Source organism: Niveispirillum sp. FG148 (assembly GCF_057809655.1).
In genome coordinates this window covers 1-23571 of record NZ_JBMDKJ010000009.1, presented here as the reverse complement: position 1 = coordinate 23571, position 23571 = coordinate 1, and the positions used below count along the sequence as shown (strand labels likewise).

23 protein-coding genes are annotated in these 23571 nt (G+C 64.4%); 13 read left to right on the top strand and 10 right to left on the bottom strand.

The window, feature by feature from the left end; translation table 11 throughout:
• Positions 1–2: 2 nt before the first annotated feature.
• Entirely contained in the window at positions 3–1550 is a 1548-nt protein-coding gene (locus ACODTW_RS11920) for a class I SAM-dependent methyltransferase (RefSeq protein WP_488946233.1), read from the bottom strand.
• A 232-nt stretch (positions 1551–1782) separates the two neighbouring features.
• Here ACODTW_RS11920 and ACODTW_RS11915 point away from each other — a divergent pair, with 232 nt between their 5' ends.
• The 4 genes from ACODTW_RS11915 to ACODTW_RS11900 are packed head-to-tail and all read left to right on the top strand — an operon-like array spanning position 1783 to position 4670.
• The gene (locus ACODTW_RS11915) at positions 1783–2079 is read left to right on the top strand and encodes a PqqD family protein (RefSeq protein WP_488946232.1); all 297 of its coding nucleotides are present in this window, start codon (positions 1783–1785) and stop codon (positions 2077–2079) included.
• The gene (locus tag ACODTW_RS11910) at positions 2057–2866 is read left to right on the top strand and encodes a hypothetical protein (protein ID WP_488946231.1); all 810 of its coding nucleotides are present in this window, start codon (positions 2057–2059) and stop codon (positions 2864–2866) included. The genes ACODTW_RS11915 and ACODTW_RS11910 overlap by 23 nt, the downstream gene beginning before the upstream one ends.
• Before the next feature lie 50 nt (positions 2867–2916).
• Positions 2917–3843 (top strand): HPr kinase/phosphorylase, encoded by a 927-nt coding sequence (locus ACODTW_RS11905; protein ID WP_488946230.1) that lies wholly within the window; start codon positions 2917–2919, stop codon positions 3841–3843.
• Positions 3840–4670: a sulfotransferase domain-containing protein gene (locus ACODTW_RS11900; protein WP_488946229.1), complete on the top strand. Its 831-nt coding sequence runs from the start codon at positions 3840–3842 to the stop codon at positions 4668–4670. The genes ACODTW_RS11905 and ACODTW_RS11900 overlap by 4 nt, the downstream gene beginning before the upstream one ends.
• Before the next feature lie 245 nt (positions 4671–4915).
• Here the strand turns inward: ACODTW_RS11900 and ACODTW_RS11895 are convergent, their stop codons facing one another.
• Both ACODTW_RS11895 and ACODTW_RS11890 read right to left on the bottom strand, forming a co-directional pair.
• Positions 4916–6682, bottom strand: coding sequence for an asparagine synthase-related protein (locus tag ACODTW_RS11895; protein WP_488946228.1), 1767 nt, complete (start codon positions 6680–6682; stop codon positions 4916–4918).
• Between the two features lie 256 nt (positions 6683–6938).
• Entirely contained in the window at positions 6939–7109 is a 171-nt protein-coding gene (locus ACODTW_RS11890; RefSeq protein ID WP_488946227.1) for a hypothetical protein, read from the bottom strand.
• A 298-nt stretch (positions 7110–7407) separates the two neighbouring features.
• On the opposite strand from ACODTW_RS11890, the gene ACODTW_RS11885 reads away from it, so the two are divergent.
• Genes ACODTW_RS11885 through ACODTW_RS11870 form a run of 4 tightly spaced genes read left to right on the top strand, consistent with a single transcriptional unit; the run spans position 7408 to position 9633 of the window.
• Positions 7408–7950 (top strand): phage tail protein, encoded by a 543-nt coding sequence (locus ACODTW_RS11885; protein ID WP_488946226.1) that lies wholly within the window; start codon positions 7408–7410, stop codon positions 7948–7950.
• 33 nt (positions 7951–7983) lie between these two features.
• The gene (locus ACODTW_RS11880; RefSeq protein WP_488946225.1) at positions 7984–8550 is read left to right on the top strand and encodes a phage tail protein; all 567 of its coding nucleotides are present in this window, start codon (positions 7984–7986) and stop codon (positions 8548–8550) included.
• A 13-nt stretch (positions 8551–8563) separates the two neighbouring features.
• Positions 8564–9094: a phage tail protein gene (locus tag ACODTW_RS11875; RefSeq protein ID WP_488946224.1), complete on the top strand. Its 531-nt coding sequence runs from the start codon at positions 8564–8566 to the stop codon at positions 9092–9094.
• Positions 9094–9633, top strand: a complete 540-nt coding sequence (locus ACODTW_RS11870) for a GNAT family N-acetyltransferase (RefSeq protein ID WP_488946223.1) — start codon at positions 9094–9096, stop codon at positions 9631–9633. The genes ACODTW_RS11875 and ACODTW_RS11870 overlap by 1 nt, the downstream gene beginning before the upstream one ends.
• Positions 9634–9681: 48 nt before the next feature.
• Here ACODTW_RS11870 and ACODTW_RS11865 read toward each other — a convergent pair whose 3' ends face one another.
• From ACODTW_RS11865 to ACODTW_RS11840, 6 genes are all read right to left on the bottom strand, one after another.
• On the bottom strand, positions 9682–9990 hold the full coding sequence (locus ACODTW_RS11865; RefSeq protein WP_488946222.1) for a DUF6916 family protein: 309 nt from the start codon (positions 9988–9990) through the stop codon (positions 9682–9684).
• A gap of 290 nt (positions 9991–10280) precedes the next feature.
• Positions 10281–11405 (bottom strand): zinc-binding dehydrogenase, encoded by a 1125-nt coding sequence (locus ACODTW_RS11860; RefSeq protein WP_488946221.1) that lies wholly within the window; start codon positions 11403–11405, stop codon positions 10281–10283.
• Positions 11406–11498: 93 nt separating this feature from the next.
• Positions 11499–12875, bottom strand: coding sequence for an FAD-dependent oxidoreductase (locus ACODTW_RS11855; protein ID WP_488946220.1), 1377 nt, complete (start codon positions 12873–12875; stop codon positions 11499–11501).
• A gap of 16 nt (positions 12876–12891) precedes the next feature.
• The gene (locus tag ACODTW_RS11850) at positions 12892–13407 is read right to left on the bottom strand and encodes a hypothetical protein (RefSeq protein WP_488946219.1); all 516 of its coding nucleotides are present in this window, start codon (positions 13405–13407) and stop codon (positions 12892–12894) included.
• Between the two features lie 26 nt (positions 13408–13433).
• Complete coding sequence (locus ACODTW_RS11845) at positions 13434–14444, bottom strand: zinc-binding dehydrogenase (RefSeq protein ID WP_488946218.1); 1011 nt, start codon at positions 14442–14444, stop codon at positions 13434–13436.
• A gap of 4 nt (positions 14445–14448) precedes the next feature.
• Positions 14449–16065 (bottom strand): FAD-binding oxidoreductase, encoded by a 1617-nt coding sequence (locus ACODTW_RS11840; RefSeq protein ID WP_488946217.1) that lies wholly within the window; start codon positions 16063–16065, stop codon positions 14449–14451.
• Between the two features lie 189 nt (positions 16066–16254).
• On the opposite strand from ACODTW_RS11840, the gene leuC reads away from it, so the two are divergent.
• The 5 genes from leuC to ACODTW_RS11815 all read left to right on the top strand — a co-directional run bounded on the left by leuC (position 16255) and on the right by ACODTW_RS11815 (position 22138).
• A complete protein-coding gene (leuC, locus tag ACODTW_RS11835; protein WP_488946216.1) occupies positions 16255–17655 on the top strand; it encodes a 3-isopropylmalate dehydratase large subunit in 1401 nt (466 codons plus the stop codon).
• 210 nt (positions 17656–17865) lie between these two features.
• Positions 17866–18474 (top strand): 3-isopropylmalate dehydratase small subunit, encoded by a 609-nt coding sequence (leuD, locus tag ACODTW_RS11830; RefSeq protein WP_488946215.1) that lies wholly within the window; start codon positions 17866–17868, stop codon positions 18472–18474.
• A gap of 86 nt (positions 18475–18560) precedes the next feature.
• The gene (locus ACODTW_RS11825; RefSeq protein ID WP_488946214.1) at positions 18561–19421 is read left to right on the top strand and encodes an isocitrate lyase/PEP mutase family protein; all 861 of its coding nucleotides are present in this window, start codon (positions 18561–18563) and stop codon (positions 19419–19421) included.
• A 314-nt stretch (positions 19422–19735) separates the two neighbouring features.
• The gene (locus ACODTW_RS11820) at positions 19736–21214 is read left to right on the top strand and encodes a methyl-accepting chemotaxis protein (protein ID WP_488946213.1); all 1479 of its coding nucleotides are present in this window, start codon (positions 19736–19738) and stop codon (positions 21212–21214) included.
• A gap of 135 nt (positions 21215–21349) precedes the next feature.
• On the top strand, positions 21350–22138 hold the full coding sequence (locus tag ACODTW_RS11815; protein ID WP_488946212.1) for a helix-turn-helix domain-containing protein: 789 nt from the start codon (positions 21350–21352) through the stop codon (positions 22136–22138).
• A 213-nt stretch (positions 22139–22351) separates the two neighbouring features.
• Here the strand turns inward: ACODTW_RS11815 and ACODTW_RS11810 are convergent, their stop codons facing one another.
• Positions 22352–23350, bottom strand: a complete 999-nt coding sequence (locus tag ACODTW_RS11810) for a 4-hydroxyproline epimerase (protein WP_488946211.1) — start codon at positions 23348–23350, stop codon at positions 22352–22354.
• Positions 23351–23571 lie beyond the last annotated feature (221 nt).

Genomic DNA, 23571 nt, shown 5'->3' with positions numbered 1-23571 from the left:
CCCTATCGGCAACCGAGGCGGCGCCAGAATTCCGGCAGCAGACGGATCGAGCCTTCGGCCGCCTGTGTCAACTGGATGCGACGGGCGGCCATGGCCTGAAGTTCCGCTGGACCCATGGTCGCCATCATGGGGCCATCCTCGCCCAGCCGCTGCATGATCCTTGCGGGCAGCGCCGCCGCCGGGATGTCCTCCCCTTCCCCCAGCAGCAGGTACAGGGCGGCACCCGCCGGTTCGACGGCCACGCCCAGACCCGCAGCGGCGGCAAAGGCGGCAACGGCGTGCCGGCCCTCCAGGGTTTCGACCGCCTGCAGACGGTTGAACTCCCGCATCGCGGGCGTCGCCTCGCCCGGCGTGCGATCGCACGCCCAGGCGAATTCACAGCCCGTCAGGATCACCAGCAGGTCGGCCGGCGTCGGCACATCCGTCCGGCCCTGCAGCGCCGGCAGGTCCAGCAGCGCCCCGATGGTGCAGACCCCCTGGGCCAGGGCGTCCAGGATGGGGCCGAAGACGGGCGGTTCCAGCACCAGGCTGCGGCTGGGCGTGTTGATCTGATGCGGCAGGGGCACGGCCAGATTGATCAGGGCCAGCCGCACCGCCCGCAGGCCGGCATTGCGCTCTTCAGCGCTGAGGACCCGCAATCCGCGACCGTAAATGTCATAGCGCAGCATCGTCTGGGTGCAATAGTCGACCAGGCTTTCCCGTGTCGTGGCGTCGGCGATACCGTCCAGCAGGGCGCGCTGTTCACCGGTCAGGATCATATCCGGGACATTGTGAAAGGGCCGCGCCGAACCGACATAGGAAAGGCCCGCTTCTGCAAAATCCTTTGCCACATCGCCATGCAGCAGGGGCCGCCAGTCGGCATTCAGATATTCATGGGCCAGATAGACGGCGTGCTGGGCCTCCGACCGGCCGGGCAGCGGGGCTGCGACGGCATCCATGTCGGTATCTGCCAGCCCCCCGGCCCCCGCCGCCTTCAGCGCCTGGGCAAAGGCCAGGGCGTCGCGCACGCGCCGGTCGCTGGGAATGCGCGTGTCCGCCGCTTCGGCATGGGCGCGCAACAGCCGCTGCAAGGGCGCGATCCGCCGCCAGCCGGGAAGGCTGTTATAACTGACCAGCACCACGCCGCCCGGCTTCAACCGCCGTTCCAGGAACCGGACAATGTCGGCCTGCACCGACGGGCCGACCCAGCTGTAGACACCATGCAGGGTGATATAATCGAACAGTGGCAGAGAGGGGTCATCTGCCATGTCGGCGATGGAGCTGGGGTGGAAAATGGCGTTGGTGATGCCTGCCCCTTCCGCCATGGCGCGGGCATGGTCGATATGGGGCGGCAGGTAGTCGATGCCGTGGATGGTGGCGTCCGGATAGGCAGCGGCAATCAGGTTGGCGGTCAGCCCCTGGCCACAGCCCAGTTCGCACCAGGTGAAAGCGGCACCGCGATCGGGCGGCGCCAGGCCGTTCAGCAGGCAGATGGTGTCCAGATGGGCCGGGGCCTGATAAGGGTAAAATCCCGGCACATATTCGATGTCCTGGACGTAACCGTCTTCCATCCCTACCACCTTGAGCTGTCTTGTCCTGCCCGGAATAGCAGTAGCACAACTTGTTCCGGGGCGCACAGGTACCGCTTCTCCTGGCGCTCCCCTGCCCGGTGCGTGACCTGGGAACAGGGGGAAAGCAGCGGCAGTCGACCATCATGCCGTACCGGCCGCCGGGGCGAACCACTTGCCTATCTGCGTTTGTTCCGTATTCTTAACGGCCATCTGACCCGAGCGAGTGACAAGAGTGACCGAGAAATTGCCCTCTCCCATTGCGCAGAATGCCCGCATCGTGAGGCGGCCGCCGGTCCTGTCCACCGAGGTGGAGGGCGAGGTGGTCATGATGGATATGGAAAATGGCCTGTATTACGGTCTGGATGCGATCGGTACCGATATCTGGCAGCGTCTGGAGGAGCCGATGACGGTCGGCGAGCTGGTCGCCGGCCTGTCGCAGAGCTACGCGGCCGACCGCGAGATTATCGAACGGGATGTGTCGGCACTCTTGTTGAGGATGGCAGAGCATGGGCTCATCGACATTGGCTGATCCGGACGCCGGCGACAGCACCTCTCCGGTTTGCGCAAGCGTTGTTGGCCCGGACGCGGACGCCGATTGCCTGTCCTATCGTGTCGGTCGCCACACCGTCGGCGAGAATCTGGAGCGGGCGGCGGCAACGGGTCGGCTGGGCCTTGCGGCCTACGGCACCTATGTCATGCCGGCGGACCAGCGCCCGAACAACCGTACAATCTATAACAAGGTGGTTTGGCCCTATCCGTGCCGCAAATTGCTGTTCCTGTTCGAACATGTCTATGAACGCGCGCAGGTGCCGTGGTCGTGCCAGAATTGCTACAAGGTCAAGGTCAGTCCGCGACAGGTGACCGATCTGGTCGCCGTCCATGATGCCACCGTCGACAAGCCATATGCTTCCAAGTTCCAGCCGGACATTGACGCACCCTATTCGACGGATGTCTACGGCGCCTATTTCTATGCGAACGGCCTGGAGCAGGCCCGTATGATCTATCGTGAGGTCGAAGAGGCCCTGGCCGCCAAAGGTTGCCTGGAGCGGACCCCCCTTTCCATCAAGCGGGGCTGCACCGAGTACGAGATGCATTGTGGTCCGTCCGACAAGTATGAGTTTCCCAAGGCGCTGGCCGAGGTGGAGCGCGGGCTGCTCTCGCGGATCGCCGTTGTCCCGTCGGCCAAGCCGCTTCTGACCCGGGCACAGGGTCTGTTGATGTGGATCCGGCAGGCCTACAGGATCGGTGACAACAGCTATCTTCAGCTTACCGGCGGGCGGCGGCTTTTCCCGGAAACGGTGAAATACGATCCCTGACCCCGTTGCCATGCCGCCCGCGCCCTTCCGGGGCCCCTCTTTGGATGATCATGATGACTTATGCTCTGTGCGGCCTGCGTGTCGCCTCCGAGCTGCCGCTGCCGGAACTGCTGCCCTGGAGCGGCGAGGATCATCCGCCAGATATAGAGATCATGATCGGGGACGTGCCCGATCATCTGGAGGCGCTCCTGCATGACGGGCCTGTCCTGCGGACGGCGCGGGATGGCACCTGTCTTTACACCATCCCCGGCACAGCCACCTATCTGGTGGAGGCGGGGCGGCGCGTCACCGTGCGGCCAGAACCCGATGCCAGTGCTGCGGCTGTTCGTCTGTTCCTGCTGGGCAGTGTCTTTGGATATCTGTGCCATCAGCGGGGTCTGCTGCCGCTGCATGCGGGTTGTATCGAGATCGGTGGAAAGGCCATCGCCTTCGCGGGCCATTCCGGTGCTGGCAAATCGACCCTCACCGCCGCCTTCCTGCGTCACGGCTATCCCGTTCTGGCGGATGACATCACGGTCCTGGATTTGAACGCCCCCGGGGGCCCTGTTGTCCTGCCCTCCTTCCCGCGGATCAAGCTGTGGCGGGATTCCCTGGAGGGCATGCATATCCCGTTTCAGGGACTGGATCGCATCCGCCCGGAGATTGAGAAGTACCTGCTGCCGATCAAGGACGGCTTCCGGCAGGCACCCCTGCCCCTGGGCGCCATCTATCATCTGCGGACCGCCAAGGACCGGCGGCATGAGGGGGAGGAGCGGTTGCGCGGGGGGGCGGCCGTGGAAGCGCTGGTGGAAGCCGGATACCGGCGTATGGCTGCCTTCCGCATGGGCCGGCGGGAGGCTTTCATGGCATCCCTCCTGCGTCTTGCGGCCGTGCCCAGCATCCGCCTGTCACGGTTGATGGATATGACGCAGATTGATGCGATGGTCACGCAGATCGCGGATCGCCACACGGCCGCCGGCAGGGGCCTGCCGGGATGACCTGCTATCACTGGCTTGCCTCCTACCCCAAATCCGGGAACACCTGGCTGCGGCTTTCGCTCGCCAGTCTGGCCCGCGGCGGCGCGCCCCCTGATTTTACCTCTACCGAACTTTTCGCCCCCATCACGGTGGACCGGGCGGCCATTGACGAGATCATCGATGTCGATACGGCCGATCTGACCCCGTCTGAAGTCCAGCTTCTGATGCCGGATTTTTTCCGGCTGGAAGCGGCGTGGCTGGGCAGGCCGCAAGTCCGCAAGGTGCATGAGGCATGGATGCTGGTGGGGGGCAGGCCCCTGTTCCCGCCAGAGCTGACGGCGGGTGCCATCTGCATCGTGCGTGATCCGCGGGACGTGGCGGTTTCACTGGCCCATCATTTCGCCTTCGGGATCGATGAGGCCATTGCCTTCATGAATAATGAGGATGCCACGCTGGGGCGCGGCGGGAATTACGGATCGCCCAAGGTGCCGCAAAGGCTGTTGACCTGGAGCGGAAATGTCCGGAGCTGGCTGGACGCCCCGATCCGGCGGCTGCTTCTGCGATATGAGGATATGCTGGCCGATCCCGTGACCGCCCTGTCAGACGCGGCGCATCATCTGGGGTGGCAGCCATCGATGGAGCATGTCGCCAAGGCCGCGGCCGCCACCCGCTTCGACGTCCTGCGCGATGCGGAGGCGCGTTTCGGTTTCCGGGAGAAGGTGGGGGCGGATATACGGTTCTTCCGTCGCGGTGTGGCCGGGGGTTGGCGCGACACATTGTCGGCCGCACAGGTCGCCATGGTCGAAGCCGCGCACCGTGGCGTCATGAAGGATCTGGGGTATCTTTAGAGCGGTTTTCCTTTCATGCCCCCTCATACCTATTTGCAGGGATCAGAACCTACGGTCCTGATCCCTGCAGCCCTCACGCGCCGGGCGCCGCCATCCGGCGGCTTGGCTCACGCGCGCATGGGCGCGCGGGCGCTCAACGCGCCAACCAGGTTGCGGTGAGTGGAACTCACCGCAACCTGGTATCAGGTGCTAAGCGCTTGAGGAATTGAAAGCTGGAGCGTGTTTGCGGTCACCGGAAATACGCTCTAGCGGGATGCATCAGCCGCGGCCGGGCCGTTGGATCTGTCGATCCAGCGCAGGAAAGACCCGATATGCATCCCCCGGATCAGAATGGACCGATAGGCAGGGCCTGCCGCTCCCGCCGCTTCGGCCGTGGCCGGCCAGCGGTCCAGCAGCGCCCGCAGCCGCGGGATATCCAATGCCTGGCTGGCCAGGGCCGATTCTTCGATACGGTCCAGTTGTTCATAGAGCTGGGGGCGCCGCAGACAAAGATTATGGAACCATTCCGGGTTTTGTGCGGCCTTTGTCGCGTTATCGCGTATCGCGGCGGGCAGCACATCGCGGAATGCCGTGCGGGCCAGCCAACGGAATTGCCCGTCGCGGACGAACATGGATTCCGGCAGGGAAAAGCAGAATTCCAGCACCCGCCGGTCCGCAAACGGACAGGTCTGGGTGAGGCCCGTCAGCGACCGCAAGGCGTCGATGTTGCTCACCGTTCCGCCGCGTCGGCGCAGATAGATGCTGAACGCTTCGGCATAGCCCGGCCGCCTGTGCCGATAGCCGCCAGGCACCTTTTCTGCGATCAGACTGTCCCGGATCCCTGTCGACGCGGCCAGATCGGGATGGATCGCACTGATGAAGCCCCAGTTGCCGGGTCTCTGGCCCTTCCAGCGAAGCGCCGCCAGACGGCCGTCAAGAAAGGCCGTGTCAAGGTTGCGACGCAGGCCCCCGCCATTGCGACGCGACAGATTCCAGGATTCCCGCAATGCGTGCCAGATGTCTCCCTGGCGGACGACCCTGTGCAGAGAACCGTAATGGGTGATGGACATCTCCCCATCCTCGCCCGTGAAAAGGGTCCGCGCCCCGGCGGCGGCGGCGGCACGCCAGGCCGCGAGATACCAGCCCAGATTGGGGGCGAGAAGTGCGGCCTGTCCCGTCGCCACGAACAACGGAGTCGGATCGGCATCAATCGGGTCCGGGGCCGGCTCGATATAGTCGATTCGCAGGTTTTCATGGTGGCGTTCCAGCGCCTGCAATTGCGGTCGTCCGTCCGGCGCCCAGGTCTTCGCAACCACCAGCGGCACATTGGGGGGCGGGACCAGGGCAAGGCCATGGATCGTGTCCGTGCCCCGCTGTTTGGCAGCGGCACCCGCAATGATGGAAGAATCGAGTCCGCCGCTGAGAGAAACCGCCACTTTTCCGACGGTCCGCAGACGGTCGCGCAAGGCGGTATCGAACAGAGCCCGGGCAGCCTCTGCGCATTCCATCGGATCGCGGGGGACCGGGCGGGGTTCGGGTCGCCAATTGTCAACCTGTCGCTGGCTGTCCGGCCCGATAATCAGAGTCGTGCCCGGCATCACATGCCGGACATTGCGGTAAACGGTTCGCCCCTGCCGACCCGACATCAGGGTGAGCAGTTCCGCCAGGCCCTGTTCATCAATCTCCGGCTGGACACCAGGCAGACAAAGCAATGTCCGCAGGCTGGTGGCAAAGGCGACCTGGCGCCCATCCCGATAGTAATAAAGGCTTCGTGACGCCGACACATCGCGGGCAAGAACCAGCCGGCCCGCATCGCCATCCCAGACCGCCCAGGAAAACTCCCCCAGCAACTGGCACGGGGCGTCGGCTCCCCAACGTTGGAACGCTGCCAGGGCGATTTCCATGTCGGGGGCCGATCCTGACGACAGGTCCAGGCGCCGGGCCAGGTCTTCCCGCCCATCCACACGACCATCAAAGCAGGAAATGACAGCACCAGCCGCAACAGGCCGCTGTTCATGGCCGTCTTCCGGCACGGCCGCCGACTGGCAGAAGATAACGAAGGCGCGGCCTGCATGATCGACAACCGCCGGACCATATCCGGGAAGCCGCCGAAAGGCATCAAGGAGACTTTGTTCCCCCTGGAGTTCCCCCCGGGAAGAGGTCCCACCGCCGGTCCAGCATATCAACCCGGCGAAATCGGTCATCAGGTCTTTACGCCATCAGGTCCTTAAAAGGTAGAAATGCCCCACCATTGCGGCCTTGAGCAGCAGCGAAACCGCCAAGGCATCATCATGATGTCGGGGCATAGGTGGACGAACCGTCATTGTTGGTCGAGGTATCGCCGCTGCGCGTCACCTCACCGACCGATCCGACCGTCAGCACAGGCGCAGACCAAGTGCGCAAGGCCCTGCCTTCCCCGGTCGGACGTGCCAGTTCTTCGTTATTGGCGGGGGCGTTCATCGCAAACCTGCTGAAAAATATCTGAGAAACATTGCGCATTCTAACATGCAATCAGGGGCTGTCAATCCGTGCGGCGGATGCCAGTGGTGCGGAACGGACGCCGGCGACGGGAGAGATTCCGCCTGGACCCGGCGGCCGTGCGGAAGTTCTATGACGTCATGCCACCATCACGAACCATTGCTAAAAATTTTCTATATGACTTGCGCAATCGGATGTGTTGATAATTCCAGAAGCACAACCTAAAATCCAACTCGGCCATCTGCGCACATTGGGTTTGGGACAATCCTGGGAGGCAAGCATGGATCCCTTTTTGGGTGAGATTCGTATTTTTCCGTGGTCCTGGGCGCCGCAAGGCTGGGCGCTGTGCAACGGCGCGTTGATGCAGGTTCAGCAGAATGCGGGGTTGTATGCGTTGCTGGGGCAGACCTTCGGCGGTAACGGCACCACGACCTTCAATCTGCCCAATCTGCAGGGGCGGACACCGATCCATGTGGGGATCGGGCCCGATGGGATTGCCTATAACTATGGCAATTCCGGTGGTGTGGAAGGCGTGACGCTGACGGCGACGAACTTCCCCCCGCATGTGCATTCCGTAAATGCCTTGGGCCAGACGGCGGGAAATGCCGGCAATGCGAAAAGCAGCCTGCCGGCCAAGGTTGGCATCGGCACCGGCGGGGCGACGGTGAACATCTACAGCACCGCGACAGCGGGCCCGACTGTGCAACTGAGCGCCGACACTTTTTCGACCTCAGGTGCCAATGGGGCGCATAACAATATGCAGCCCTTCGTCGTTACAAATTTCTGCATCGCCACGTTAGGTATTTTCCCGCCGCGGCAATGACCGCCAGGAAACAAAGAACAGGAGGATCGTAGAATGTCTGATTGTTTCCTTGGCGAAATACGCATGTTCGCCGGCAGTTATAATCCAGAGAACTGGATTTTCTGCGACGGCCAGTCTTTGAATGTCAATCAGTATCAGGCTCTGTTTTCGCTGATTGGCACAACCTATGGCGGCGACGGGGTCACCACTTTCAAGGTGCCGGACTTCAAGGGGCGTGTTCCCGTGGGTCAGGGTACCAACACCACGACCAATCCGCCTTTGACCTCTCGGGTGATTGGCCAGTCCGGTGGTGAGGAATACCACACACTGACCGACGCGGAGATGCCGGCGCATATGCATGCCGTTTATGCCTGCAACAGCCCGGCGACGGCGATCGTGCCGGGCCCGTCGACGCTGTATGGCACGGTAGAGCCGAATACAACGGCCGGCATCACGGGGCTTTACACAATAGTTCCGTCCACCACGCTTGTCGGCGTGGCCTTCGATGTGAAGGCAGTCAGTGCTGCGGGCGGCAACCAGGCGCACGCCAACGTGATGATCACAACCGCGATCAGCTTCATCATGGCTATCCTGGGGAATTACCCCACGCGGCCGAACTAAGGGAGATCCGAGAATGGACGCCTTTTATGGAGAGATCCGGATTTTCGGCTTCAGCTTTGCGCCGCAGAACTGGGCGCAGTGCAATGGCCAGACCTTGGGTATTTTGCAGTACCAGGTGCTTTACACCGTTCTGGGGACTCAGTTTGGGGGCGACGGTCAAACGACGTTCAAGTTGCCCAACCTGATGGGCAGTGCGGTGTGCCAGTCGGGGCAGGGGACAGGTTTGACCTACCGCGCGTTCGGCAAGACGTTCGGTGCCACGACCGTGACGTTGACTTACAGCCAGATGCCAAGCCATCAGCATACGCTGAATGCGGCTATTCCAAGCGCGGCGCAGTTGGACAATAACCTTGCCTCCGGATCGCGGCTGGGACGCACGCTCAAGCAGAACGATTTCACCAACACCGACACCTATGACACCATAATGGCGCCCCAGATGGTCGGGTCGTTCGGCAGCAGCGGGGCGCATGAAAACCGGCAGCCTTACCTGGCGATGAATTTCTGCATCTGCATGTATGGCGAATATCCAATCAAGGCCGACTGATGATTAACGGCTTGTCCGATCTGCCGGCACGGCGACCTTTCGCCGTGCCGGCCGCGCTTATGTCACTGGGGGTGACGCTGCGGCCGCAGACGCAGGAGGATTACGGGTTCCTGACGCGTCTTTACGTGTCGATCCGCTGGCAGGAAGTACAGCGGGTCGAACAATGGGACGACGCCATGCGCCTGGCCTTTCTGGAGGACCAGTACAGCAAGCAGCACCGCCATTACACCACCTATTACACCCGCTCCGACTTCATGATCATCGAACAGCAGGGCCGGCCGATCGGCCGGCTGCTGCTGGATCGTGGTCATGCCACCGACCTGCGGGTGGTGGATATTGCCCTGCTGCCCGAGGTCCGGGGCCAGGGCATAGGCCAGGCTTTCCTGGCTGCTGTCCAGTCGGAGGCGCGGTCGGAGGGCAAGAAGGTCAGCATCCATGTCGAACAGGAAAACCCGGCCAAGCGGCTTTATAACCGCATGGGTTTCCGCGACATCAGCCAGACCGGGCCTTATTGGCTTCTGGAATGGGAAGCAACCTGATCCGGTTGGTGAGCAGGGAAGCGCTGCAGCGCTTCCCTGCTTTTTCAATCAGTTGAACACAGCCTGATACTGAAACGTGCCATTGTCGTTGCGCGCGATGGGCACGATGAAGATTTCAACCAGCCCCAGGGCCGGATGCTGCAAAGGCAGGATCTGCTGGTTGAACTGAAGGTCGGTGCGACTGCCCTGGAAGAACAGGGAAAACGGGTCCCGCTTCTTGTTCGGGTGATCGTAAGATTTCAGCGCTTTCGCTTCGACCAGCGTGAAATTCTCACTCTGCTCCGGATGTTCCAGGTTGAACACTGTCCCGACATGGGGGGTGAAAATTTCCAGGGTCGCCGTACCAATGTCGAACATGTCGATCTCTTCCGATGGGAAATGACCGATCGTAATTAGCGTAATTATCCGTCTTGCGCAATATTATCTGTGATTTATTGAATTGGCCCGGAAATCTATATTGTAGTATTCGGTTGCATAATAATATATGCAACCGAATGTCTTTCATTGGTGGAGTCGTGGCGGGATTCTCATCTATAGATTTCCCCCACGTCCGGCTCGATCGTCAAAGACATCCATGCAAAACGCCCTTTCCGATCGGAATCGGAAAGGGCGCTGACAGGATGGCAGGACTGAGGGGGGGCAGGCTGTCAGGGCAGGACGACCTGTCGGATCACGCGGCCGGCGGCCAGCTCGTCCATCAGCCGGTTGATCTCCGACAAAGGTGCGGTGCCGCTCAACAGCCGATGCACGGGCAGCCGTCCCGCCCGCCACAGGGCGATATAGCGCGGGATGTCACGCGACGGGATGGAGGAACCCATGTAGGAGCCCTGCAGAATCTTGCCTTCCGCCACCAGCGACACGGCCGGGAAGGACAGCAGTTCCGACGGGTTGGGCAGGCCCACGGTGACGGTGCGGCCGCCGCGGCGCGTGGCCTTATAGGCGGCGGCCAGGACCACGGCCTTGCCGGCGGTTTCGATGGCGACATCGGCGCCGCGCCCGCCTGTCAGGTCAGCGATGGCGGCCGGCGCATCGGCCGGGGCCACGGCCGCCGCGGCACCCAGTTCCAGGGCCAGCGCCCGCTTTTCCGCCACGGGATCGACAGCGATGATCGGGTTGGCCCCGGCCGCCACCCCGCCCAGCAGCGCCGACAGGCCGACCCCGCCCAGCCCATAGACCACCAGGCTTTCGCCCGGCCGCACCTGCGCCGTGTTCATGACGGCGCCCACGCCCGTCAGGACGGCGCAGCCGAACAGGGCCGCGATTTCGGGCGCGATGTCGGATGGGATCTTCACGGCGGAGCGCTGGTCGATGACGGCATGGGTGGCAAAGGCCGAGACGCCCAGATGGTGATAAATCTTCTCCCCATTGGTTTCCGCCAGCCGGTGACCGCCGCGCAGCAGCCGCCCCTCGCCATTGGCCGTAGCGCCGGGCTGGCACAGATAACCCTCACCGGCCCCGCAGGACGGGCACTGGCCGCAGGCGGGCAAGAAGGCCAGCACCACCTTGTCGCCCGGCTTGAAGTCGCTGTCGGGATCGCCCGTTTCCAGCACCGTGCCCGTCGCCTCATGCCCCAGCGCCATGGGGGTGGGGCGGGGGCGGTCGCCATTGATCACCGACAGGTCGGAATGGCACAGGCCGGCGGCATCGATGCGGACCAGCAGCTCACCCGCGCGCGGCGGCGCCAGCTCCACCTCTGCCAGGCGCAGCGGCCTGGTTTCGGCATAGGGGCCGGGCTGGCCGATCTGGTCCAGGATGGCGGCGGTGATACGCATCGGGGGGATTCCTCTTTCTTGGGGGCTGGGGGCCATGGCCGGGCGTTCGGCCGATCATGCCCCGGAATGTGTCTTCGTGCTAAGTCCGTCTGGTCACGGGGCCACAACCATCCGCGCCGCCGCCATGCCGGCCAGCCTTCCCAGCGTCATCGACGCGGCGATGCCCATGGCCGGCAGATAGCCCCAGCAGGACGGGCCGGACACACAGCGCGCAGCCCCGCCGCAGGCGAACAGGTTGGGCAGCTTGGTCCCATCGGCGCGCAGCACATGGCCGTCGGCATCGGTGCGCAACCCGCCTTGCGTATGGTACAGCGCGCCTTTCAGCCGGAAGGCGCGGAAGGGGGCGGCGGGCGGCGCGTCGGGCCAATGCCGGCCCGTGCTGTCGGCCCGGCCTTCGCGGTGCGCTTCCCTGGCATCGTCCAGACTGGCGGCCAACCGCACCGGATCGGCCCTGATCGCGGCGGCCAGGGCCGCGATGTCGGGCGCCTGACGAGCAGCGTTCAGGTCAAAAAGCTGCATGGCTTCGGGAATATGGGCGCAGGCCCCCTCGATCCGCGCATCGAAGATCACCCAGGCGCGTCCGTCCGGCTGGGCCAGGACGGGATGCACAATGCCGGAAATATCGACCGTCTCGTCCACGAACCGGTCCCCGTCGCGGTTGACCAGGAACCCGCCTTCCAGGATGAAGCCGGGCGGCAGGGTCACGCCTTGCGGGTCGGTCAGCATGCCATAGCCCTGATACGACCCCATGTCGGCCAGATCGCCGCCCAGGGCCGCCCCCAACCGGATGCCCGTCCCGTCGCTGCGTTCATGGCTGTGGCTATAGGCCTGGGCGGCCTCGGGAATGTACCGGGCTACCATCTCCGGATTGGCGGCGAAACCGCCCGTGGCCAGGATCAGGGTGTCGCAGCCGATACCCTCCCGGCTGCCATCCGGGCGTTCGATGATGACGCCAGCCACGCGGCCATCCGCGTCGGATACCAGTTCGACCAGCCGCGCCTCATAGATCACATCGACGCCGGTTTCCCCCAGCCGCTGGTGCAGGAACAGCAGCGTATCGCCCCCGCTATGTCCCGGCCAGCCATGGACGCGCAGGCGGGAATGGCCGAAGGATGCCTTGAAGCGCAGATCCAGCGTATAAGGCAGGCCCTGCGCCTCCACCAGCCAGTCCAGCGTCGGGCCGGCATGGTCGGCCACGGCGCGGGCCAGAACCGGGTCGGTCTGGCCGCGCGTCTTGGCCAGGATATCGGCATAGAGCAGGTCGGCGCTGTCCTCCACCCCTTGCGCGGCCTGGGCCCTGGTCCCGGCGGCACAGAGCAGGCCCTGGGACATCGACGTGGTGCCGTGTGGCGTGGCGTCTGCTTCGATCAGCAGCACGTCCGCGCCGGCGGCACGGGCGGCCAGCGCGGCCACGGCACCCGCGGCCCCACCACCCGCCACCAGGACGGGAACGGAGAACTCGAACGCCATGGCCGTTTCCTGCGGGTCAGTTGTTGGGGGCGCCGGCTTCGCTGAAATTCTGCCAGTCGCGCGTCACGAACACCTCGTCGATCAGCGTGCGCTGGAAGCAGCGGCCGGCCTTGAACCAGTGCCAGGTGCGCGAGCGGAACTGGCCGCAGTCGGACATCTGGATCATCTCGTAAAGATAAAGGTCCGGCTCGCCCTTGCGGGTCCAGTTCAGGCAGGTGGAGCGGTTGAAATCATCCGGCTTCATGGCCGCGGCCCAGCCGGTGATCAGGTCATTGTCCCACCAGATGCGCCCATCGGCGTAAGAGGCCGGGAAGTCGCGCAGCTCCGTCCGCCCGTCTTCCCAGAAATAATGATTGCTCTGGTGATAGGGGTAGGGGCCATCCTCCTTGAACCGGCAGATCAGGCGGGACCGGTGCTGGTCCGTCAGCTTGCCGGTGGCGGCGTCGTAATAGCGATACCAGCCCTCCCAGACACCTTCATTGCGGGCCAGCAGCGGCATGTCGCGGCGCAGATCGGCCAGATTGTTGCTCATGGTTGGGTGATCCTTCGCTTTGCTGTTCAATCACGCAGATCGACGACGACCTTGCCCATCGAGCGGCCGGACAGCAGACGCTCCACCGCGTCGGGGATCTGGGCCAGACCCTTGAAGGGCACATCGTCGAACGTGACGGCGATCTTGCCCTGGTCATACAGACCGAACAGGGTTTCCCGTGCCGCTGGCCACAGGTCGGTCAGCAAACCATTCATGAATCCGCGCACCGACGCGCCCTTGTAATAGAGCTTGTTGCCCACGCGCGGCGCCGTGACGATCTCTGGCTTGCCATCCAGATCGCCGGCCGCTCCCGCCACGACGACACGGCCCAGGGGCGCCAGATTGTCCAGGAAGGCGTCGAAGATGCCGCCGCTGACGGTGTCGACGGCCAGGTTCAGCTTGTTGCGGTATTCGGCCGCCAGCACCGTCGCCACGTCTTCCGACCGATAGTCGATGACGCGGTCCGCCCCCAGGGATCGGACGAAATCAACCTTCGCCCCACCGCCGCAGACGGCGACGACATGCGCGCCCCGCCGCTTGGCCAGCTGTACCAGGAAATGGCCCAAGCCCCCGGCGGCAGCGGAAATGGCCACCGTCTCCCCATCGCGGATGCCGCCGACATGTTCCAGGGCCAGGAAGGCCGACACACCGGTCGAGGCCAGGGCCAGATAATCCCGGCTGGCGGCCGGCACTTTGATGAACTGGCCGGCGGGGCCGATATTGGCTTCCCGGTAGCCACCGGTGAAACGGTTGGTGGCGGCGGCATCACCGACCACAAACCCGCTCACGTCCTCACCCACGGCTTCCACCACGCCCACCGCTTCCACGCCCGTATAGGTGGGCAGCGGGATGCGGATGTAATCGACAGCGTTGCGGGCGATCTGGGTGTCGAAGATGCCGTTGACGCCACAGAAATGGTTGCGCACGCGGATCTCGCCGGGGCCGGGATCGCGCAGGGGCTCCGTCACCGTATCGATGCCATTGCGGAAACTGTCGGCGAAGCGCGTCAGGCGCAGCGCCTGGTAAGTGCCGGTCATGCTGTCAGTTCTTTCCCTTGATCTCAAAGCCCAGCACGCCGGGGTTAAGCACGCGGCCCGGATCGACCGCATCCTTGATGGCGTCCAGCAGCATGCGGCTGGCCCCATCCCGGCTGTCGCGATAGGGGTAGGAACGGCCGGCCTGGAAATGACCGCAGCCGAAGCTGCGGAAGGTGGCGATCAGGCGCTTGCGCGCCGCCGTCACCACGGCCGTCGCTTCCGGATTGTCCGGAAGATCGGGCAGGCGGGCCATATGTTCGGGCTCCAGCGCGGCATAATGCGACGCCAGGCGCTTTTCCGGCCAGTAGATCACCGGTTCCAGGATCAGGGCGTTGGTCGACATGGACGTGAACAGATAGCCCGTCATGATGCCGTGCTTGGTGAATTCGGCTTCCATGCTGGCGAACACGGCCTGCAAAGCCTCGAACAGGGCAGGCGCCTTGGACAGGGATATCTGGCCATGGATGGGGATCCAGCGCTGGCCCGCCGGGCCCAGGGCGCTGTTCAGCGGCGGGAAGGGCAGGGCGCGGATGACCTTGGCGATGGTGTTCGCCACTTCCACCCCGTTATTCTCCGCCGCGATGCGCCGGGCGGTGGCCATGTCCTGGGCCACGGCTTCAGCCGACCGTCCTTCGGCATTGATATGCAGCGGATAGCTGTCCAGACTGACGAAGCTGCGGCCGGCCTTGGCCACCCGGAACGCCTCCCACAGCCCGCGCAGCAGCGATTTCTGCCGTGTGATCACCGCCCCCAGCGCCTTCACGTCGCCGGTCATCGATGCGCGCTGCATGCGCACCTTGGTCAGGCCGGGGTCAAAGGCGCACATTTCCGCGCCGACACCGGCCCGCGCCATGGCGGCCATGGCGCGCAGCATGTCCGGACCCGTGGGGAATTCGAAGGAGGCGTAGTCTTCAGCCTTGGGGATCTGGATCAGGCGCAGGGTGATCTGGGCCTTCACGCCGAAGGCACCGCAATCACCGCAGAAAATGCCCGTCAGGTCGGGCCCGAAATGCCGGTAGAAGGGGCTGTCGCCATCGGCCCCGCGGGCCCCGGTGCGCAGCACCTGCCCATCGCCCAGCACCACGGTCATGGCCACCACGCTTTCGCTGCTGGTGCCGTAATGGCCGGCGCCCAGCATGGCGTTCAGCTGTGACACGCCGCCGCCGATGGTGGAGGTCAGGCCCGACATGGGGCCGAAGAAGGGGGTGCGCAGCCCGTGCCTGGCCAGCGCCTCGTTCAGCGCGATCCAGGTGCAGCCGGCTTCCACCGTCACCACCATGTCGTCAGGGCGCAGGTCGATGACCCGGTTCATGCGACGCATGTCCAGCGAAACCGTGCCACCCACGGCCGGAATGAAGCCACTGGTATAGCTCATGCCCGCCCCGCGGGGTGCGATGGCGGCCCCGGCCCGGTGCAGCAGGGCCACGGTCTGCGACAGCTGGTCCAGATTGTCCGGCGCCACGACCAGGGCCACGGGCTCCTTGCTCTCGCTCCAGATGTCGCAGCCGAAAAGGCGCAGCGTCTCCGCGTCGTCATGGACGGCGTCGGCCCCCACAATGGCGGCCAGCGCCGCCTTCAATCCGGTGACCGTACCCGCGATACCCGATGACCCGTCCGGCATTCCTGTTCCCCATTCTGATGCTAGGATCGATACCGGGGCCGCAGCCTAGACCCGTAACCGGAAAGGCGGCGTGCCCGAACCCGGCCCCTGTCCGCAAGGCGGTCACCGGGGGTCGGCTGATTGCGTATAATGATATAACTATAATACATTATGGCATGGCAAGGAACTTTCCGGGGGTGGGGACGGGCGATGGCGTCGACGCTGTATGAGAAACTCTGGTCCAGCCATGTCGTGGCGGATGAAGGCAATGGCGTCAGCCTGCTTTATATCGACCGGCAGATGCTGCACGAGGTCAGCAGCCCCCAGGCCTTCGCGGGTCTGCGGGAAAAGGGGCTGCGCGTGCGCAATCCAGGCGCTCATCTGGCCGTGGCCGACCATTCCGTGCCCACCCGTCACCGTGACCGGCCCATCGCCGATCCGCAGGCCCGCGCCCAGGTGGAACTGCTGGAACGCAACGCGCGGGAATTCGGCATCGACATGCTGGGCCTGGGTGATCCGCGCCAGGGCATCGTGCATGTGACGGGGCCGGAACAGGGTTTCACCCTGCCGGGCCTGACACTGGTCTGCGGCGACAGCCACACGGCCACGCATGGCGCCTTTGGCGCGCTGGCCTTCGGCATCGGGTCGGGCGAATGCGAAAGCGTGCTGGCCACCCAGACCCTGCGGATGCCGCGCGCCAAGACCCTGCGCGTCACGGTGCGCGGCGATCTGCCGCCGGGTGTGGGGGCCAAGGATATCATCCTGGCCGTGGTGGGCCGGCTGGGCAGCAATGGCGCCATCGGCCATGCCATTGAATATGCCGGCCCCGCCATCCGCGCCCTGTCCATGGAAGGGCGCATGACGCTGTGTAACATGAGCATCGAGGCCGGCAGTCGCACGGGCCTGGTCAGCCCCGACGAGGTGACCTTTGCCTGGCTGAAGGGAAGGCCGCTGGCCCCGCAGGGCGCGGACTGGGATGCGGCCGTCGCCTATTGGCGCACCCTGCCCAGTGATGAAGGGGCGATCTTTGACCGGGAGGTGGAGATCGACGCCACCGCCCTGGTCCCCCAGGTCAGTTGGGGCACCAGCCCCGATCAGGTGGCCGATATCACCGGCCGCGTGCCCGACCCGGCGGGCCTTGACGGCGAACAGGCGGCCAAGACGGCCAAGGCCCTGGCCTATATGGGGCTGGAACCGGGCATGGCCCTGACCGACGTCCCCGTCAGCCATGTCTTCATCGGGTCCTGCACCAATGGCCGGATCGAGGATCTGCGCATCGCCGCCCGCGTGCTGACGGGCCGCAAGCTGGCCGCCGGCGTGACCCAGGCCCTGGCCGTGCCCGGATCGCATGCCGTGAAGAAGCAGGCGGAAGCCGAGGGGCTGGACGCGATTTTCCGCCAAGCCGGCTTTGAATGGCGCGATCCCGGCTGTTCGCTGTGCGTGGCCATGAATGATGACCGGCTGCCGCCGGGGGCGCGCTGTGCCAGCACATCCAACCGCAATTTCGAAGGCCGCCAGGGCCAGGGTGCCCGCACCCACCTGATGGGCCCGGCCATGGCGGCGGCATCGGCCGTTGCCGGGCACATTGCCGATCCGCGGGATTTTTTGTAAGCGCCGCTCTCTTTATTCTTAACCTTCTTTACCGTCATCCCGGCGAAAGCCGGGACCCAGGGGCCCAAAGCTCGACCTTCAAGCTGCGTCGGTCCACGTTGCGTCGATGGTGACCCTGTGGCCCCTGGGTCCCGGCTTGCGCCGGGATGACGACAGATTGTGAATAGGGAGCCCCACCTCGGTGCCCGAAAGAACAACAAGGATACGATCATGGACCCGTTCATCCGCCTGTCCGCCATCGCCGCCCCCTTCAACGAGGCGGATATCGACACGGACATCATCTATCCCGCCCGCTTCCTGACCATTACGGAGAAGAAGGGGCTGGGCCGTTACGCCTTCCATGACCGGCGGTTCGACGGGCAGGGGCGGGAGGTGGCGGAATTCGTGCTGAACCGCGATCCCTGGCGGCAGGCCGGCATCCTGGTTGCCGGGCATAATTTCGGCTGCGGGTCGAGCCGCGAGCAGGCGCCCTGGGCGCTGCTGGACCAGGGCATCCGCTGCATCATCGCCCCCAGCTTCGGCGACATCTTCCGCGGCAACTGCTACCGCAACGGCATGTTGCCCGTGACGGTGGACGAAGCCACGCATGCCGCCCTTCTGGCCGATGCCGAGGCCGGCGCCCTGCTGCATGTCGATCTGGAGGCCCGGCACATCATCCGGCCCGACGGGTCCACCGTCGCCATCGCCATCGACCCGGCCAGGCGCGATGCGCTGCTGAATGGCTGGGACGAGGTGATGACCATCCTGAACACGCGCGGGACCGACATCACCCGGTTCGAAACCGAGCGAAGCCAGCGCTTCCCCTGGCTTGTCCGATAGGCGGACGCCGGCACAGCGCAGGCGTGACGGGGGGTGGCCCCTTCACACCAATTCAAACCCATCAGACCAACCCGAAGGCACTATCCATGGCCAACCCCATCCTGCGTCAGAAGCTGGCGGCCCGTCAGTTCATCTCCGCCCCCGGCATCCAGGACATGATCGCCGCCGTTATCGCCAACAAGGTCGGCTTCGACATCATCTATGGCAGCGGCTATTGGACCGTCGCGTCGGCCTATGGCCTGCCCGATGCCGGCATCGCCTCGGTGACGCAGATGGTGGACCGTATGGCGACCCTGGTCCGCACCAGCAACGCCGCCGTCATCGCCGATGCCGATACGGGCTTTGGCGGGCTGCTGAATGTGCATCACACGGTGCGCGCCTATGAACAGGCCGGTATCACCGCCATCCAGATCGAAGATCAGGAATTCCCCAAGAAGTGCGGCCACACGCCGGGCAAGCGCGTCATTCCCGCCGCCGACATGGCGGAAAAGATCCGCGTCGCTGTGGAAGCCCGCAATGATGAGAATTTCCTGATCATCGCCCGCACCGACGCCCGCCAGAGCGAAGGGCTGGAAGGCGTGCTGCACCGCATGAAGCTTTATGCCGAAGCCGGCGCCGACATCCTGTTCCCCGAGGCGCTGACCAGCGACGAGGAAGCGCGTATCGTCACCGCGTCGGTCGACCGGCCGATGATGGCCAACATGGCCGATGGCGGCCTGACCCCCATCCGCGATGCCAAGACCTTGCAGGGCCTGGGCTATGCCCTGTCCATCTTCCCGGCCATGACCAGCCTGGCGGCGGCGGCGGCCATGGAAACGGCCCTTGTTCATTTGAAGGAAACGGGCACCAGCCTGTCGCCCAACGTGCCCCTGTTTAATTTCAAGGAATTCTGCTCCTTGATCGGGTTCGAGGATGTCTGGGCGTTTGAGAAGAAGTGGGCGAAGTAGAACCGTTTACCCGCCCACGCCGCATTGCAGAAGGCCGTCCCCTTGGGGCGGCCTTTTTGTTCCACACTGTACAGTAATGCACATTTGTAACCCGTTGATTTATCCCAATATAAGTTCGAATGCATTGGTGCTTATTTTGGTGGGCTCCGGGATTGATCAAGTGCAGGTGCGGCAGAACCCTGCCATATCGTCCGAATAGGCTATACCCAAGAATATACCGATCGGACTATCTTCATTATCGGGGTCTCGGTATTGTACAAACGATTGTCAATGGGTGGATTGACAATGATCATACAGTCGCATGGGGGGCGTAAATGCTGAATTTCTTCAAGGCACGCGATGATGCTGGCCAGATCCTTGCGGCCTTGGATCGATCCCAGGCGGTGATCGCGTTCAGTCCGGACGGGACGATCCTGGATGCCAACGAGAATTTCCTGAAGGTCATGGGCTATTCGCTGGCGGAAGTGCGCGGTAAGAATCACAGCATGTTCGTGGAGCCGGCCGAACGCAACAGCCCCGACTATGCCGCCTTCTGGCAGGCCCTGCGCCGCGGCGAATACCAGGCCCGGCAGTTCAAGCGCATCGGCAGAGATGGCAAGGTCGTCTGGATCGAGGCCTCCTACAACCCCATCCTGGACAAGGACGGCAAGGTGACCAAGGTGGTGAAATATGCCACGGACATCACCGCCAAGGCGCTGGAGCATGCCAACATGCTGGGCCAGCTGGAGGCCATCCGCAAGTCGCAGGCCGTCATCGAATTCACGCTGGATGGCCAGATCGTCTGGGCCAATGACAATTTCCTGAAGACGCTCGGCTACCGGCTGGACGAGATCAAGGGCCAGCATCACAGCATGTTCGTAGAGCATGCGGAGCGCGGCGGGTCGGACTATGCCGCCTTCTGGAAGGCCCTGCGGAACGGCGAATATCAGGCCCGGCAGTTCAAGCGCATCGGCAAGGGGGGCAAAGTCGTCTGGATCGAAGCCTCCTACAACCCCATCCTGGACCCCAGCGGCAAGCCGCTGAAGGTGGTCAAGTTTGCCACCGACATCACGACCCAGATGGAGATGCTGGCCAATCTGAAAGACCTGATCGACCGCAATTTCGGTGAGATCGACCATGCCGTCGACCATTCGACGCGGGAGACCACCAGTGCCAGCACGGCCGCCAACCAGACATCGGCCGCGGTGCAGATGATGGCGTCCAGCGCGGAAGAGCTGGCCGCCTCGATCAGTGAAATCTCCCAGAGCATGGTGCAGTCACGCGGTGCCACCGATGGTGCCGTGGAGGTGGCCAGCCGGGCCGACCAGGCCGCCCGCCGCCTGGATGATGTCGCCCGGTCGATGGAAGGCGTGGTTGATGTCATCCGCGCCATCGCCGGACAGATCAACCTGCTGGCGCTGAACGCCACCATCGAGGCGGCGCGGGCGGGAGAGGCCGGGCGCGGCTTTGCCGTGGTGGCGACGGAGGTGAAGAACCTGGCCAACCAGTCGGCCAACGCCACCCAGAAAATCTCGGAGGAGATTGCCGGCATCCAGTCCCTGTCCGGCGACATGGTGACCGCGTTGCAGGAGATCCGCTCCGCCGTGACCAATGTACGCGAATATGTCTCGGCCACGGCCGCCGCCGTGGAGGAGCAGAGCGCGGTCACTCGCGACATGTCTTCCAACATGCAGACGACCGCCAGTGCGGTGGAGACGGTGACGCGCAACCTGAACGCCATCAATGACAGCATCGGCCGGGTCACCAACGCGGTGTCCACGACCAAGGACGCGGCGCGCGTCCTGGCCCGCTGATGGCCGGGGTCCCGGGCGGCTGATGGGAAAATGCCCCATCTATCCGCCTGTTGGACAGCCGCGCAGGCTTTCTGCGACCAATGACCGGTAACATTGGCACCATCTTCCTGCAACATTCGGCAGGGGGAAGGGCGAATGGAAAAAGGGGTACCGATCCGGGCGATCAGCCGGGCCATCGCGGCGTTGAAGGCCATCAACCGTCAGGGCTCCCTGACCATGATGGAAATCGCCCGGGCGGCGGAGGTGCCGTACCCCACCGCCTGCCGGCTGGTGCAGACCCTGGTCTATGAAGGGCTGGTGGAGCAGGAGCCGGACCGCAAGCGCTATCGCCCCACCGCCATGGTGCAGTCGCTGGCCTATGGTTTTCAGGATGATGACCGGCTGGTGGAGGTGGCGCGGCCGCATATCGTGTCGTTGACCCGCCGCATCGGCTGGCCCATCTCCATCGCCGTGCGCGTGGGCCGCAACATGATGCTGCGCGACAGCACCCATGCCAACACGGCCCTGACCTTCGAACGCTATTATCCGGGCTTCACCCTGCCCGTGCTGGACAGCGCGTCCGGCAAGCTGTCCATGGCCTATACCCCGGACGAGGAGCGGGAGACGCTGCTGCGCTGGATGAAGGTGGCGCAGGAGGTGGACCCTGAATATCTGAAAGCCGCGCGCGCCGGCCTGAATGTGGAGCGCATCCGCACCCAGGGCTATGCCGTGCAGGGCCGCAACCACCACAATCTGACACCCGGCAAGACCGCGTCGGTGGCCGTGCCCATCTTCCTGGGCGACCATTTCAAGGCGGCCATGACCATGATCTTTTTCGCCTCGGCCATGAAGGTGGAAGCCGCCCTTGACCGTTACCTGGACGATCTGAAGGGCACGGCGGAGATGATCAGTGAGGAACTGACCCTGATCGCGGCACAGAAATAGGCTCCGGGGCAGGGCGGTGTTATGCCAAGCTGTGGTGAGTGAAACTCATCGTAACTTGGTTGGCGCATTGGGCGCCCGCGCCCCCATGGTCGCGTGAAGCCAAGCTGCCGGATGGCGGCAAGCGGCGCCTGAGGGCTGCATTATTACCCTCACCCTCCCGCCCGCGTCAGTGGATGGGAGGGTGAGGGCCAGCGACGGTCCAGACAGCCCCCGTCACACCACCGTGAAGCCCTTCCAGAAATTGTCGTCCTGGTCGATCCAGATGGTGTTGTGGCCCGTGGCGATGGCGCTGCCCTGGATGGAGGGGATGATGGCCGGCTTGCCCCCCAGATCGGTCAGCGCCTCCACCTTGCCGATGAAGCGGCTGCCGATATAGCTTTCATGCACGAAACTGTCGCCGACCTTCAGCTTGCCCTTGTGCACCAGAAGCGCCAGCCGGGCCGATGTGCCGGTGCCACAGGGGCTGCGGTCGATGGCGCGTTCGCCATAGAACACGGCATTGCGGCCATCGGCCCCGTCGCCGCGCGGCTGATCCGCCCACAGGACGTGGGAGACGCCGCGGATACGGTCATCCAGCGGATGCACGGGCTCCACCTTTTCCTGCATCAGGCTGCGGATGGTGCGCGACAGTTCCACGATGCGGCTGGCGCCCAGATCATCCAGACCTGTATAGGGCCCCTGTGGCTCCACAATGGCGTAGTAATTGCCGCCATAGGAGACATCGACGGTCAGCGGCCCGAAGCCTGGTACCTCGATCTCCACCCCCGTCACGGCGACATAGGCCGGGACGTTGCGGATGCGCACCCAGGTGACGCGCTTGCCTTCCTGGCCATAGTCGATATCGATGATGCCGGCCGGCACCTCCACCCGCAGCTTGCCCGGCGTGCGCGGCAGGATCAGGCCGTTTTCCAGGCCGAAAGTGATCATGCCGATGGTGCCATGCCCGCACATGGGCAGGCAGCCGCTGGTTTCGATGAACAGGATGCCGATATCGGTATCGTCCTGCGTCGGCGGGTACAGGAACCCGCCCGACATCATGTCATGGCCGCGCGGTTCATAGCACAGGCCCGTGCGGATCCAGTCGAAGCGGGCCAGGAAGTCCTGCCGCCGCTCCGCCATGGACTGGCCCCGCAGCAACGGCGCCCCGCCCGCCACCAGCCGGACGGGATTGCCGGCCGTATGGCCATCGATGCAGAAGAAGGTATGACGCATGGAACGCCTCTTGGCTGGTGCTGTTTGGGTGGTGGCGCTTGGGTCGGTGTGGGAAGCGATGGTAAGGGTTTGTCAGGTTCGAACTGAAGCACTCTCTGACGTCGTCCGGGCTGTGGCTCATGGACGCTCAGTTAACCCTCTGCACAAACCTGCCTCCCCCGCGAAAGCGGGGGTCCAGGAGCCCAGGGCACCGAAGCGCTGGCACTTGTGGCCCCTGGACC

What these genes read in the sequence shown, in the direction of transcription:
- ACODTW_RS11920 (WP_488946233.1), bottom strand. Translation starts at nt 1,550, where the DNA reads ATGGAAGACGGTTACGTCCAGGACATCGAATATGTGCCGGGATTTTAC.
- ACODTW_RS11910 (WP_488946231.1), top strand. Translation starts at nt 2,057, where the DNA reads ATGGGCTCATCGACATTGGCTGATCCGGACGCCGGCGACAGCACCTCT.
- ACODTW_RS11905 (WP_488946230.1), top strand. Translation starts at nt 2,917, where the DNA reads ATGATGACTTATGCTCTGTGCGGCCTGCGTGTCGCCTCCGAGCTGCCG.
- ACODTW_RS11900 (WP_488946229.1), top strand. Translation starts at nt 3,840, where the DNA reads ATGACCTGCTATCACTGGCTTGCCTCCTACCCCAAATCCGGGAACACC.
- ACODTW_RS11890 (WP_488946227.1), bottom strand. Translation starts at nt 7,109, where the DNA reads ATGAACGCCCCCGCCAATAACGAAGAACTGGCACGTCCGACCGGGGAA.
- ACODTW_RS11885 (WP_488946226.1), top strand. Translation starts at nt 7,408, where the DNA reads ATGGATCCCTTTTTGGGTGAGATTCGTATTTTTCCGTGGTCCTGGGCG.
- ACODTW_RS11880 (WP_488946225.1), top strand. Translation starts at nt 7,984, where the DNA reads ATGTCTGATTGTTTCCTTGGCGAAATACGCATGTTCGCCGGCAGTTAT.
- ACODTW_RS11875 (WP_488946224.1), top strand. Translation starts at nt 8,564, where the DNA reads ATGGACGCCTTTTATGGAGAGATCCGGATTTTCGGCTTCAGCTTTGCG.
- ACODTW_RS11870 (WP_488946223.1), top strand. Translation starts at nt 9,094, where the DNA reads ATGATTAACGGCTTGTCCGATCTGCCGGCACGGCGACCTTTCGCCGTG.
- ACODTW_RS11865 (WP_488946222.1), bottom strand. Translation starts at nt 9,990, where the DNA reads ATGTTCGACATTGGTACGGCGACCCTGGAAATTTTCACCCCCCATGTC.
- ACODTW_RS11860 (WP_488946221.1), bottom strand. Translation starts at nt 11,405, where the DNA reads ATGCGTATCACCGCCGCCATCCTGGACCAGATCGGCCAGCCCGGCCCC.
- ACODTW_RS11855 (WP_488946220.1), bottom strand. Translation starts at nt 12,875, where the DNA reads ATGGCGTTCGAGTTCTCCGTTCCCGTCCTGGTGGCGGGTGGTGGGGCC.
- ACODTW_RS11850 (WP_488946219.1), bottom strand. Translation starts at nt 13,407, where the DNA reads ATGAGCAACAATCTGGCCGATCTGCGCCGCGACATGCCGCTGCTGGCC.
- ACODTW_RS11845 (WP_488946218.1), bottom strand. Translation starts at nt 14,444, where the DNA reads ATGACCGGCACTTACCAGGCGCTGCGCCTGACGCGCTTCGCCGACAGT.
- ACODTW_RS11840 (WP_488946217.1), bottom strand. Translation starts at nt 16,065, where the DNA reads ATGCCGGACGGGTCATCGGGTATCGCGGGTACGGTCACCGGATTGAAG.
- leuC (WP_488946216.1), top strand. Translation starts at nt 16,255, where the DNA reads ATGGCGTCGACGCTGTATGAGAAACTCTGGTCCAGCCATGTCGTGGCG.
- leuD (WP_488946215.1), top strand. Translation starts at nt 17,866, where the DNA reads ATGGACCCGTTCATCCGCCTGTCCGCCATCGCCGCCCCCTTCAACGAG.
- ACODTW_RS11825 (WP_488946214.1), top strand. Translation starts at nt 18,561, where the DNA reads ATGGCCAACCCCATCCTGCGTCAGAAGCTGGCGGCCCGTCAGTTCATC.
- ACODTW_RS11820 (WP_488946213.1), top strand. Translation starts at nt 19,736, where the DNA reads ATGCTGAATTTCTTCAAGGCACGCGATGATGCTGGCCAGATCCTTGCG.
- ACODTW_RS11815 (WP_488946212.1), top strand. Translation starts at nt 21,350, where the DNA reads ATGGAAAAAGGGGTACCGATCCGGGCGATCAGCCGGGCCATCGCGGCG.
- ACODTW_RS11810 (WP_488946211.1), bottom strand. Translation starts at nt 23,350, where the DNA reads ATGCGTCATACCTTCTTCTGCATCGATGGCCATACGGCCGGCAATCCC.